At 73.2% G+C, this 12868-nt stretch carries 10 protein-coding genes; 5 read left to right on the top strand and 5 right to left on the bottom strand.

The genetic code is table 11. The annotated features are described in order from the left end of the window. Positions 1-332: 332 nt before the first annotated feature. Positions 333-746: a hypothetical protein gene (locus tag IH09_RS25015; RefSeq protein ID WP_052859731.1), complete on the top strand. Its 414-nt coding sequence runs from the start codon at positions 333-335 to the stop codon at positions 744-746. 407 nt (positions 747-1153) lie between these two features. Then, the gene (locus IH09_RS25020; RefSeq protein WP_052859732.1) at positions 1154-1780 is read left to right on the top strand and encodes a TetR/AcrR family transcriptional regulator; all 627 of its coding nucleotides are present in this window, start codon (positions 1154-1156) and stop codon (positions 1778-1780) included. Between the two features lie 186 nt (positions 1781-1966). On the opposite strand, the gene IH09_RS25025 is transcribed toward IH09_RS25020, so the two are convergent. Both IH09_RS25025 and IH09_RS25030 read right to left on the bottom strand, forming a co-directional pair. Continuing rightward, a complete protein-coding gene (locus IH09_RS25025; protein ID WP_052859733.1) occupies positions 1967-3442 on the bottom strand; it encodes an aminopeptidase P family protein in 1476 nt (491 codons plus the stop codon). A gap of 142 nt (positions 3443-3584) precedes the next feature. Next, a complete protein-coding gene (locus tag IH09_RS25030; protein WP_052859772.1) occupies positions 3585-5201 on the bottom strand; it encodes a SpoIIE family protein phosphatase in 1617 nt (538 codons plus the stop codon). A 679-nt stretch (positions 5202-5880) separates the two neighbouring features. Here IH09_RS25030 and IH09_RS25035 point away from each other — a divergent pair. After that, positions 5881-6591: a bifunctional DNA primase/polymerase gene (locus IH09_RS25035; protein WP_052859734.1), complete on the top strand. Its 711-nt coding sequence runs from the start codon at positions 5881-5883 to the stop codon at positions 6589-6591. Positions 6592-7009: 418 nt separating this feature from the next. Continuing rightward, positions 7010-7672, top strand: coding sequence for a hypothetical protein (locus IH09_RS25040; RefSeq protein WP_052859735.1), 663 nt, complete (start codon positions 7010-7012; stop codon positions 7670-7672). Positions 7673-7998: 326 nt separating this feature from the next. Here the strand turns inward: IH09_RS25040 and IH09_RS25045 are convergent, their stop codons facing one another. The 3 genes from IH09_RS25045 to IH09_RS25055 all read right to left on the bottom strand — a co-directional run bounded on the left by IH09_RS25045 (position 7999) and on the right by IH09_RS25055 (position 10777). Beyond that, a complete protein-coding gene (locus IH09_RS25045) occupies positions 7999-8985 on the bottom strand; it encodes a DUF5926 family protein (protein WP_052859736.1) in 987 nt (328 codons plus the stop codon). 200 nt (positions 8986-9185) lie between these two features. Continuing rightward, on the bottom strand, positions 9186-9878 hold the full coding sequence (locus IH09_RS37880) for an ATP-binding protein (protein ID WP_094793679.1): 693 nt from the start codon (positions 9876-9878) through the stop codon (positions 9186-9188). Between the two features lie 53 nt (positions 9879-9931). Beyond that, positions 9932-10777 (bottom strand): glycerophosphodiester phosphodiesterase, encoded by an 846-nt coding sequence (locus tag IH09_RS25055; protein ID WP_052859737.1) that lies wholly within the window; start codon positions 10775-10777, stop codon positions 9932-9934. A 516-nt stretch (positions 10778-11293) separates the two neighbouring features. Between IH09_RS25055 and IH09_RS25060 the strand changes: the two genes are divergently transcribed. Beyond that, the gene (locus tag IH09_RS25060) at positions 11294-12868 is read left to right on the top strand and encodes a trypsin-like peptidase domain-containing protein (protein WP_052859738.1); all 1575 of its coding nucleotides are present in this window, start codon (positions 11294-11296) and stop codon (positions 12866-12868) included.

The following is a 12868-nucleotide window of genomic DNA, read 5'->3' on the forward strand; positions in this document are numbered from 1 at the left end:
CCCGAGGGCCCGCAGGCCCGCACTCCGACCGAGCATCCGTATCCTGCCGCGGGCCCGGACTTCCTCCGAGCGCCCGGCCTCCCCCTCCCGATGGCCGTCGTACGCGTATCTCGCCGTACGACGGCCATCCGCACGTTCGTACGGAGTCGCACGGCCCGCGGGTCACGCCGGAGCCCCCGGTCCTTGACCCGGATGGGCCCGGACGTGCCGGGTGATATATGGCGATTGGCGCAATTTCTCTCCCTAACGGGTGGAAGTTCGTGTCGCGTGCACAGTGCGGGGCGTCGCGCGGTATCGATCAACTGTCCGATTCCTCCAACCAGGAGAGACGTATGAGTAAGTTCATCGGCCGCTATGCAGCCGCCGCGGCGCTCGCCGCCGTCGCCATCGTCCCGCTCGCCGGTATAGCCCAGGCGGCCCCCCAGGCCGCCCCGGCCTCGGTGGCGGGTGGCGACCGCGATCGTGACTGCCGCTGGGACTACCGCTGGGACGATTTCCGAGGTGACGGCGGCCGTTTCGATGGTCGCTTTGATGGCCGTTTCGACGGTCGGTTCGACGGTGGCCTCTTCGGTGCCTTCGACGGTGGTCGCTACGGCCGCTTCGACGACGGTCGTTACGGCCGCGATGACGGTCGTTATGGCCGCGATGACGGCCGTGGGTGCCGTGACGGCCGTGAGGGCCGTGAGGGCCGTGACGGCCGCGGTCGCGGTGGCCTGCTCGGCCTCGGCCTGCTGGGCATCCTCTAGCGGTACCGCACCACCTCCACAGACGGGCCGCCGTGGCGAGGCACCTCAGCCTCCGCCAGGGCGGCCCGTCGCATGGAGCGCACATGGCGAGTACGGCCGCACGCGTCGCACGAGCCGTCTCCCGTATCCGTCGCGGACGGACATCGGCGGACGAACGCCGGCGGCCGGGCAGCGGTAATCAGGCAGCGGCAATCAGGCGTCAGCAGTCAGGCACCCGGCGGCCGGGGCATCCAGTGGCCGGAAATCGCCTCATGGGGCGGCGCGCGGCGCGGTCCCGCCGGGAGAGGACCTCCCCCGCGGTGTCCCCGCCCCCGCGGGACCGGCGCGCGTCATTAACGCGAGCTTGCTCGCGTTAATGTGTTTCGGACAATACTTGGCGTGAACTCGCACTGCAATACGGAGCCGCCGTGACCACAGCGCACCCCGCCCCACGGGGCACCCGCCCCGGAGGGCGTACGGCCCGGACCCGGGAGGCCGTACTGGCCGCCGTTTTCGAGGAGTTGGGCGACGGCGGGTACCCCGCGCTCAGCATGGAGAAGATCGCCCAGCGCTCGGGAGTCCATCTCGCCACCCTCTACCGGCGCTGGCGCTGCATGGAGGGCCTGGTCTGCGAGGCGCTGATCGACCGGAGCGCCGCCGTACCGCTGCCCGACACCGGGACGCTGCCCGGCGATCTGCGCGCGCTGGCCCACGCGATCGGCGCCTTCTACGGGGAACCGCGGATGCGCGGCCTGATCGAGGCGGTGGTCGCCGCCGCGGCCCGTGACCCGGAGTCGGCGACGGTGCTGCGGAGCTTCTTCGAGGACCGGCTCAGGACGACCGGCCAGATGGTGGACCGCGCCGTCGCACGCGGCGAACTGCCCGCCGACACCGACGCGGCGGAGGTGCTGGCGGCCCTCGGCGCGCCCTTCTACTACCGGATCCTGATCGCCCGCCGCCCGGTCGACCGGGCCCTGGCCGAGTCCGCGGCCACCGCGGTCTGGGCGGCGGCCCGCGCCGGCGCCTACACCCGCGCCCGCCCGGCCGACGACTGACGCCACACCGGCCACGTACGGCGCCACGCACCTCACACACAACGCAGAACACACAACGCAGCACACAGAAAGCAGAACGCATCGGGTGTGGCGCGCCCCCTGACATACACACCGGCCGGCGCCCCGTCCTCCGAGGCGCCGGCCGGTGTGCGGCGGGGCCGGGCGCTGCCGCCCGGCCCCGTTCCGTCAGCTCTGCTTCCCGAGCAGGGCGGCCATCCAGGACTCCACCTCGTCGGAGCGGCGCGGCAGGCCGGCCGAGAGGTTCCGGTTGCCGTCCTCGGTGACGAGGATGTCGTCCTCGATCCGGACGCCGATACCGCGGTACTCCTCCGGCACCGTCAGATCGTCCGCCTGGAAGTACAGACCGGGCTCGACGGTCAGCACCATGCCGGGCTCCAGCGTGCCGTTCACATACGCCTCGGTGCGCGCCGCGGCGCAGTCGTGGACGTCCAGGCCGAGCATGTGGCCGGTGCCGTGCAGCGTCCAGCGGCGCTGCAACGCGAGCTCCAGCACCCGCTCGACCGGGCCCTCGACCAGGCCCCACTCGACGAGCTTCTCGGCGAGCACCCGCTGCGAGGCGTCGTGGAAGTCGCGGAACTTCGCGCCGGGCCGGACCGCCGCGATGCCCGCCTCCTGGGACTCGTACACCGCGTCGTAGATCTTGCGCTGGAGTGCGGAGTACCGGCCGTTGATCGGCAGCGTGCGGGTCACATCGGCGGTGTAGAGGCTGTTGGTCTCCACGCCGGCGTCCAGCAGCAGCAGGTCGCCGGAGCGGACCTCGCCGTTGTTACGGACCCAGTGCAGGGTGGTGGCGTGCGGGCCCGCGGCGCAGATCGAGCCGTAGCCGACGTCGTTGCCCTCGACGCGGGCGCGCAGGAAGAACGTGCCCTCGATGTAGCGCTCGCTGGTCGCCTCGGCCTTGTCCAGGACCTTCACGACGTCCTCGAAGCCGCGGACGGTGGAGTCGACGGCCTTCTGGAGCTCGCCGATCTCGAACTGGTCCTTCACCGCGCGCGCCTCGGAGAGGTACACCCGCAGCTCTTCGTCCCGCTCGGCGGTGACCTTGTCGGTCAGCGCGGTCTCGATACCGGCGTCGTGCCCGCGTACGACCCGGACCGGGCCGGTGGCCTCGGACAGCCGGCCGGTCAGCTCGCGGACGTCCTTGCAGGGGAGGCCGAGCAGCGCCGCGGACTCGTCGAGGCTGTTCCGGCGGCCGACCCAGAGCTCGCCCATGCCGTTGAGCCAGAACTCGCCGTTCTCACGGTTGGAGCGCGGCAGGCGGTAGACCGTCGCGTCGTGGCCCTCGGCGCCGTTCGGGCGGGGCTCCAGCACCAGGACGCTGTCGTCGGTCTGGTCGCCGGTGAGGTAGACGTACTCCGTCGAGGCACGGAAGCCGTACTCGGTGTCGTTGGAGCGGGTCTTGAGGTTGCCCGCCGGGATCACCAGGCGGTCGCCGGGGAAGCGCCGGGACAGCGCCGCGCGGCGCCGGGCGGCGTGCGGCGCCTGCTCGATGGGCTCCAGGTCGCGCAGCTCGGTGTCCGCCCAGCCGCTCCGCATGCTCTCCGCGAGCTCGTCCGAGACGCCCGGGTAAAGGCCGTTCTTGCGCTGCTTGATCGGCTGCTCGTCCTCGTCCGGGGTCTCCGGTGTGAGCTCGTCGGTCACAATGCCTCCTTTTAAGACTGAACCGCGTTCCATCGTATGTGCGGATCGAAAACGGTCCAGAGGCAGGAACATGTGACCTCTCCGGCACACGGGCACCCCGGCGCACCTGCGCATCGGCACCCGCGTCGGGCCCGTACTCCTCTTACTCCTCGAAGTGGACCGCGAGCAGCACCACGTCCTCCTCCGAGGCGGGGTCGTCCAGGCCCTGCGGCAGCAGGGTGCGCAGGATGTGATCGACGATGGCCTCGGGATCGCGGCGGCTCGCCCCGGGGACGCTCGCGGCGGCGGCGTGCAGCCGGGCGAAGGCGTGGTCCATGGCCTCACCGGTGCGGTGCAGCAGCCCGTCGCTGTAGAGCAGCAGCGTCTCGCCGGGAGCCGGTTCGATCTCCACGCTGGGCGCCTCCCAGCAGGCGAGCATGCCCAGCGGCGCGGAGAGCGAGGTCTCCACGAACTCGGTCCGCAGCGCACCGAGGATCAGCGGCGGGCAGTGCCCCGCCCCGGCGAGCACCAGCTTGCGCGGGAGGGCGCCGGCGAGAGCGCCCGGCAGCGACGGCGCGGGCGGCCCGTCCGGCGCGCCGGACGGCGGCTCGGTGAAGGCGAAGAGTGCGGTGGCGGTGCGGGCCGGTTCGGTCAGCCGCATCAGAAGTTCGAGGTCGGACAGGACCGCGACCGGATCCTCGCCCTCCATCACGGCGTACGCGCGCAGCGAGGCCCGCAGCCGCCCCATGGCGGCCAGCGCGCTCGGCCCGGAACCGGTGACCGAGCCGACGGCCAGGCCCAGCGCGCCGTCGGGCAGCGGCAGCGCGTCGTACCAGTCGCCGCCGCCGCGCGGCCCGGTGCTGTGGCGCACCGCGAGCCGTACGCCGGGAACCTGCGGCAGCCGGCTGGGCAGCAGCTCCTCGCGGAGGGTCGCCGCGGCCCGCTCCCGGCGGTGCAGCGCGAGCAGGCGGGCGAGGTGCTCGGACGCGTGGGAACGGTAGAGGCCGAGGAGGTGGCGCTGCCGCTCGGTGGGGCGGGCGGGCTCGTCGTAGAGCCAGACGGCGGCGCCGGTCCGGCCGACCGGTTCGGCGGTCAGCAGTACGGCGTAGCTGGCGGCGTAGCCGAGCCGCGCGGCGACCTCGCGCAGCCGGGGGTCGAGGTCCTGCCCGCCGGGGATGTCGGGTTCGGCGATCTCGGTACGGGCACCGGCCCCCGGGTACGGGGCCCCGGTGCGGGCGTCCGTCCCGTCGCGGCCCTCGCGTCCCGTACGGGCGCCGCCGGCCGTATCGGCGTCCGGCTCCGGGAAACCGTCCAGGATCCGGCCGTACGACAGCGCGCGGCGCGGGACGGTTTCGAGGTGGCCGATGTCGGCGTGGCCGAGGCCGAGGCCGATGGTGGTGACCGGGCCGAGCCCGTCGGCCGGTTCGAGGACGATCAGGCCGCGCCGGGCGCCGATCAGGGACGCGCCCGCCCGCAGCGTCTCGTGGAGGGCGTCCTCCAGGGTGCGGGTGCGGGCCAGTTGCCCGGTGAGGTCGTGCAGTGTGCTGAGGTCGGAGATCCAGCCGGCCAGCCGGTCCTGGACCGCGGCGATCCGGTCGACGGGCGAGAGGTCGAAGGTGGTGTCCCGCGCGGCGCCGGGGCGGGTGCCCGGGGGCGCGTCCGGGGAGCGGGCCGATGAGGCGTCCGTGGACGCGTCCGGCGAGGTGTCCGCACGGGTTTTCGGCGCGGGCGGATCGGCAGTGTGCGACGGGGCGGGAAGTACTGGTTCGATTCCAGCCACTTTCGGCACATGGGAGGCGGTCATGGCTGGCAGCTATCGTCGGACCAGGTATTTCCCCAGGTCAGGCCGCATTTTGGTGGGGAGTGCGGCTTTTTGTTGAGTGATGTTGTGCGGTGCGCTCGACCGCTCAATTCCCTCAATAGCATCGCAAACCCCCATGTCATGCTGCTCCGCTATCAATGCCTCCACATCTACACGCACCGACGATGTAATGTCCAGCATTGTCCCGATGGGGTTTGTGGTGTCAACGAGGTTTGTAGATTGGCCTGAAAATGGCCCCATGGATGTCAATTTGAGGTCGACTGACCGCGATCAACAGCGCGTCATATGCACGATGGCGGGTACGTACTCGGAAAGGTGCGGGGCCAGTTGGGGCCGCGCCGGAACTCTCCGGCGGACACGGGCGTCCTAGAGGACGACGACCGCGACGCACTCTCAAGTGGCGGGATTGCACCACGGAACGGCAAGCGCCAGTCGCCCGCCAACCCGCCGCCACGTTCCACGCTCGGCGTACGGCGTGATGCGCTGCCCTGTACACGCGGTGACCAATGATGATCCATGTGGCGTGATCGACTTCCGGATTGCATGACCAGGTCGCATGAATCGCCACACAGTGGCATGAACCGGCATGTAGTGCGAAGGACATAGCCCTCGGCGTTACGGAAAGGAACGAGCGCTCATGCGCGAGATCCTCGGAAGGCGACGCAAGCTCCTGTTCCGGCGCGGCGGAAGGTCGGCACTGCTCGGTGCGGCGCTCCAGTGCGCCACCGAGTGGCAGTGGCCCGTACTCCCGGGTGTGGGACTCAGGTCCGGCGGCCGGCCGTCGGCGGGTGAGCGGCTCGGCCTCGGCGAGCGGACCGCCCGGCGGTGCAGCTGTCCCGACCCCGACTGCGTGGTGCCCGGCGCGCACCCCTTCGACCCCGGCCTGCTGGCCGCGACCACCGATCCCCGGATGGTGCGTTGGTGGTGGGCCAACCGGCCCGATGCCCCGGTGGTGCTGGCCACCGGCGGCCACGCGCCGTGCGCGGTGAGCCTGCCGGCCGTCGCGGGCGCGCGGGCGCTGGCGGCCCTGGACCACTTCGGCGTCCGCCTCGGCCCGGTGGTCGCCACCCCCACCCGCTGGTCGCTGCTCGTATCGCCCTACGACCTGGCGGAGTTGGGCGAGCTGCTGCACTCCCGGGACTGGGTGCCCAGCTCGCTGCGGTTCCACGGCGAGGGCGGCTATGTGGTGCTCCCGCCGTCCCAGATCGGCGCAGGCAAGGTGCGCTGGGAGCGCCCGCCGGCCGCCGGCCCGGCCGGACCCTGGCTGCCGACGGTGGCCACGATCGTGGACGCCCTGGTCACCGCGAGCACCAGCACCCCGGACGGCGGCAGCCGGCTCGCGTACTGACCCGCCGGGACGGACGGACCGGAGGAGTCGGGTCGGGACGGGACGGACCGGAGGGGGCCGGGAGCACGGGGACGGCGCCAAGCTCCCTTTCGCGACGGGGCGTTGCGCCTCGGGGAACGGGACACGGCGCGAGGAGAGGACCGGCGGCGCGGGTCGTTGGCGCACGCCCGTAGCGCACGCCCGTGACCCAGAGCCGAGGTCGCGGCCGAAAGGGCGGCGGAAGCCGGCGCCGCCCCGCCCGCCCACCTCGCCGCACGGCTCGTACGACCCGTACGGGCGGATTCACCCGTACGGGTGCGAGCGGCCCGGACGGCTACGGGAAATGGGTGTGCGGACCCCCGGGGACACCGCCGCCGACCGATAGGTTCGGCCCACCGTCAAGCCGCCGTCGTCGGCACGTCAATCGCAGGTGGGGCCCATGCAGCGTGCGCAGAAATTCCGTCTGACCGCGCTCGCCGGCGCGGCCGCGCTCGCCGCCGCCGTCCCCCTGGCCGCCGCCACGGCCGGCCCGGCCGACACCGCGGCCCCGGACGCCCGCCGGACCTCCGCCGCCGCACCGCACGGGTTCACGGGGCAGCGGCCGGGCCGGGACGCGGACGCCGGAGCGGCCCCCGGAGCGGACCGCCGGGGAGACGCCGCGGACGCCGCACGCGCCGAGGACGGGAGCGCCCCCACCGGCCGCCCGCGCACCGCCGCGGCCCCGGACCGGCACCCGCCGCTGCGCGCCGACGGCCGCCGCACCGTCCGCTGCGGCCCCGAACTCGCCTCTCCGCAGCGGATCGAGGCGCAGACCTGCGTCCTCGCCGAGGGCGGCAGGACCTGGGCGGGCACGTACTACCGCAACCCCACGGGTGACCCGTTGCGCGCCGTGCTGACGCTGCTGCGGCCGGACCGCAGCAGCGTCCAGGTGCACTGCGAGCTGGCCGCGGCGGACGGACCGGGGGTGTGCGAGACACCGGCCGCGGCGACCGTAGGGCCCGCGGACGCGCGGCAGGACCGGTGGCCGTACGACGCGGTGGCGGAGTTCTCCGACGCGGCGGGCGAGCGGCTGCTGCTCCGCGCGGGCAGCAACTCGGCCTAGCGGGGCGGTGGTTCGGCGAGCCGAGGGCCTACGCGGTGGTTGGACCAATGACGGTGCCGGGGCGCTGCGGGGGCGGGCTGCCGGTGGAGCTGCGACCGGTCCGGCCGGGGAAGATCGTCCGGCGCCGGACATGGAAGCGCCCGGTCGCTGGCGACGGGGGATGCACCAGCGACCGGGCTCCTAGAACGGTAACAAGAGATTGGCGGTTCGCAAATTCGATCGTGGAATTCCGGACGCTCAATCAGGGGTGTGCACCGGGTGTTGTGACGGGTTTCACGTCCCGGGCGGCCGGAACGCGACCGCCACGGGCACCGTGACCGCCGCCATCAGCTCAGCGTGATCTGACGGTTGGTGAGGCCGCCGCGGGCCCGGCGCTCCTCGGCCGTCAGCGGCGCGTCCGTCGCCAGGGCCTTCGCGAGCCGCTCACCGAACGCGGCAGCCGGCGCCGCGACCTCGTCGGCGCCCATCCCGGACGGCAGGTCCCAGACCGGTACGACCAAGCCGTGGGCGCGGAACGACCCGACGAGCCGGGTGTCCTCGCCGAGCGCGGCGGTGCCGGCGGCGTGCAGCCGGGCGAGCGCGTCCAGCAGCTGCTCCTCGGGGTACGGGGTGACCCAGCGCAGATGGTTCTTCTCCGGGGCCTCGCACCAGTAGGCGCCCTCCAGACCGGGGATCCGGGCGGTCGGGACGGCCGCGGCGTTGGCCCGCTCCAGGGAGGCGGCGACCTCGCCCGTCGCGTTCTCGGCGTTCTCCACCCAGAACTCGAAGCCGGTGTGGACGATCGGCTCGAAAGCGGCGTCCGGGTCCAGCAGATCCTGGAGGCGCGGTCCGTCGGCGGCGGGCCGGCCGGCGGCGACCGGACTGCCCGGCTCCGCGGTCAGCGCGCGCCGCAGGGTGTCCGCGAGATCGCGGCTGAGGTCGCCGGAGGCGGTGTCGTTCTGGAGGCCGAGCAGCACCGCGCCGTTGTCGCGGCGCAGCGCGGGCCAGGCCATCGGCAGCACCGTCGCGAGCGTCACCGAGGGCACGCCGTCGGGCAGCCCGCCCGCCAGCTTCAGCTCGGCCGTGGCGGCGGGCACCAGCTCGCGCAGCGCGACCCAGTCGCACTCGCCGGCCAGTCCCTCGAAGGGGCGCTGGACCAGTTCGGTGGCGGCGTGTGCGGCGCTGCGGCCGTGGCACGCCTTGTAGCGGCGGCCCGAACCGCAGGGGCAGGGCTCACGGGCGCCGACGACCGGGTAGTTGCCCTCGGCGGCGGCACCGTCCTTGCGTCGGGTGGCTGCTGCGGCCTGGGGCTGGGGACGGCGCTTCTTGGCCATGGCGGCGGTGTCTCCTGGTCGTTCCGGGGCGTGCGGACGCGTTTCGGCGCGAGCCTAGAGGATGCCCGGAGCGTTGCGCGGCAGGGCCGTTGCACCCCGCTCCGTACCGTTCAGACCGTCCCCGCCCGCCCCTGTCCGGAGCCGCCTGCCCCTGTCCCGGACCCGCACCGCGCTGCGGCCCGGTGGCCGCGCGGCGCCCGTCACACCGGGTCGTCGAGGTCCGCGAAGGCCAGCTCGGGCGGCAGACCGGCGGCCGGCCCGCGGCCGAGCGCGGGCGACAGGCCCATGGGTCCGTGGACCAGTTCCGGGGAGAGGCCCACCCGCGCGGCGAAGGCGTCTTGGAGGGAGAGGACGGCCCAGACCGTCACCTCGCCGGCGGCGGCGTCCCGTACGCCCCAGTCCTTGGCGAGCGAGCGGATGATCGCCAGCCCGCGGCCACCGCGGGCCGTGACCGAAGGAGTGGCCGGAAGTGGCCGGGTCGGGCCGCCACCGTCCGTCACCGAGACCGTCAGTCCGCCCTGGGCGTCGATGCGCCAGGACGCGCGGACGGACTCGGGCGGTGTGCTTCGGCCTGCGGACCGTGCGGAATCCGGCGATCCGTTTTCGTATATCGGACGCGCATGCCGACACGAATTGCTCAGCAGCTCCGAAAGAATAAGAACCGCGTCATCGACGACTGTGTCCTGAACTCCACTTGCCAACAGCTCTTCACGCATGCGCCGTCTGGCCATGCCCACACCCGCTGGACCATGGGGTACGGCCATGATCGACGACGTCGGCACCTCTTGTGCCACCATCAACGCCACCCCCGAGACCTCCTTTGCCCCACGCCACGGGATGAATGCCCCATTGGACTGGACCGGAAACCGGCCAAGCGTTACGTGGTGACGCATTCGACACGATCGCCTACAGGCCGAATGCGCCGGTGCACACCCCGTAAGGGATCTCAGCCGAGCCCGAGCTGATTTCGTACCTGTTTCGGGCGGTTTGTGATGACGGCGTCCACGCCCAGGTCCCGGCACAGCTCGACGTCCGCAGCCTCGTTCACCGTCCAGACATGGACCTGGTGGCCCGCGCGATGGGCCCTGGCGACGTAGTCGGGGTGCGCGCGCAGGATCCGGATGCCGGGGCCCGCGATACCGACGCCGGGCGGCAGCCGGCCGTCGCGGTACCGGGGCGTGAGGAACTGCATCAGATAGACGGCCGGGATCTCCGGCGCCGCGGCCCGCAGCCGGTGCAGCGAGCGCGCCGAGAAACTCATGACCCGGACCGGCGGCGGCACCGAGGCGTCTTTGGCCGGATCTGTGTGCCCGAACCGGCCGAGCAGTTCGACCAGCCGCTCTTCCACCTGTCCGGCCCAGCGGGTCGGATGTTTGGTCTCGATGGCCAGTTCGACCCGGCGGTCCGCGTCGGCGACCAGCTCCAACAGCCGCTCCAGGGTCAGCACGGACGTCCGCTCGGGATCCTCGTGCTGCCGGTCGGGGGCCTCGTGGTCGTCCGCGTCCGCCTTCCAGGAGCCGAAGTCGAGGGTGGCGAGATCGGCCAGTTCCAGGGCGGAGACGGCGCCACGCCCGTTGGAGGTGCGGTTCACCCGCCGGTCGTGGACGCAGACCAGATGGCCGTCGGCGGTCAGCCGGACATCGCACTCCAGGGCGTCCGCGCCGTCCTCGATCGCCTTGCGGTAGGCGGCCAGGGTGTGTTCCGGAGCGTCTTCGGAGGCGCCCCGGTGGGCGACGACGGAAATGGCGGAAGGCCCCGGACGGGCGTCCTGGACGGGGCGTGCAGAGGTCACCGCGTTATCGTGCCATCCACCGCCGCCGGCGGCCCGCGCGCTACCGGGAGGCGCGGACCAGGGGATGCGCCGGGCCCGCCCGGCACCGATGATCCGGCGTAACGGGCGAGCGCGGGAACCGGGGCGCGCGCCCCCACGGGAGACCCGGACGCGCGGGGCAACGGAGGGTGCGTGGTGATCAGGGACGGTCCGCCGCCGGGGAAGAGCCGCGAAAGCCCGTAAACGGGGCGCGAGAACCCGTGTACGGGGGCGCGCCCCGGAGGAAAGTCACAGCCTCGGCTTACGGTGCCCTGACGCACGGTGGGAAAAGCTGGGGGACGGAGACTCGCCCGTACCGCCCGGATCCTGAATCCTGGAGTACCGGGCCCGCACTCCCGGGGCACCGGGCCGAGGAACCGACCGAGGAACCAACGGCCCGGAAGAAGACAGCAAGGCCGCAGAACCGCAGTACCGCAAAACCGCCGGACACGGCCGCGGGCCGTGGGCCGGCACCGTCGTGAAGTTGAGGAGAGAGCTGTGAGCACCGAGAACGAGGGCGCCGCCGTCCCGCCGGAGGCCGAGCCGCCGGCGGCGGGCCAGGCATCGGACGGCGCGGCCGCGTCCGCCTCCGGCGCCCGGACTCCCCAGACCCCGCCGGCCGCGCCCCCGCCGCCGGACTTCGCTCCCGCCGTCACCACCCCCGGCGGCGCCACCCCGGCCGACCAGGACCGTACGGCCGCGCACCCGCAGCAGCCCGCGCCGCAGGGATACCCCCCGCAGCCTCCGCAGCCCGCGCAGTCCCCGTACGCCGGAGCCGCCCCCGCCGGTCCGGGTGGTCCGGCGGCACCGGGCGGGCCGGCCGACCAGACCGCTCAGGTGCCCGTGTACGGGACCGCGTACGCCGCGCCCGGTGGCGGCTGGGGCCAGCAGCCTCCCTACGGGGGCGGCGGTGACCCCTGGGGCGCGCCCGGCCAGCAGGCGCCCAAGCCGCGGCGCAACGGCGGACTGATCGCCGCCGTCCTGGTGGCCGCGCTGGTCGCCGGCGGTGTCGGCGGCGGTATCGGCTTCTGGGCCGCGGGCCGCGAGGACTCGACGACGGTCTCCGCGTCCGGCGACCCGGAGGCGCTGAACCGCAAGCCCACCTCGGTCGCCGGGATAGCGCGCAAGGCGCTGCCCAGCGTCGTCACCATCGAGGCGCAGGGCGCGTCCGGCGAGGGCGGCACGGGCACCGGCTTCGTCTACGACAAGCAGGGCCACATCCTCACCAACAACCACGTCGTCGCCAGCGCGGCCGATGGCGGCAAGCTCACCGCGACGTTCTCCAACGGCAAGAAGTACGACGCCGAGGTCATCGGCCGCGCCCAGGGCTACGACGTCGCCGTCATCAAGCTCAAGAACGTCTCGGACGCCTCGCTCAGCCCGCTGCCGCTCGGCAAGTCCGCCGATGTCCAGGTCGGCGACGCCACGATTGCGATCGGCGCGCCCTTCGGCCTGTCCGGCACGGTCACCACCGGCATCATCAGCGCCAAGGACCGCCCGGTGGCCTCCAGCGACGGCGGCCGCTCCAGCGCCTCGTACATGAGCGCCCTCCAGACGGACGCCTCGATAAACCCCGGCAACTCCGGCGGCCCGCTGCTGGACGCCGGCGGCAACGTCATCGGCATCAACTCCGCCATCCAGTCGGCCGGCAACGGCGGAGGCGGCGGCCTGGGCGGCGAGGCGCAGCAGTCCGGCAGCATCGGCCTGGGCTTCGCGATCCCGATCGACCAGGCGAAGCGGGTCGCACAGGACCTGATCAAGACGGGCAAGCCGGTCTATCCGCAGATCGGCGTCCAGGTCGACATGCGGGGCTCCGGCAACGGCGCGACGATCGCCCAGGGCGGCAACGACGGCTCCGACCCGGTGACCGCGAACGGCCCGGCCGACAAGGCGGGCCTCAAGCCCGGCGACACCATCACCAAGCTCGACAACACGGTGATCGACAGCGGCCCCACCCTGATCAGCGAGATCTGGCAGCACAAGCCCGGCGATCAGATCACCCTGACCTACCAGCGCGGCGGCAAGGAGCACACCACCCAGGTCACCCTGGGCCAGCGCACGGGCGACAAGTGA

The organism is Streptomyces celluloflavus (genome assembly GCA_000720995.1).
GTDB lineage: Bacteria > Actinomycetota > Actinomycetes > Streptomycetales > Streptomycetaceae > Streptomyces > Streptomyces celluloflavus.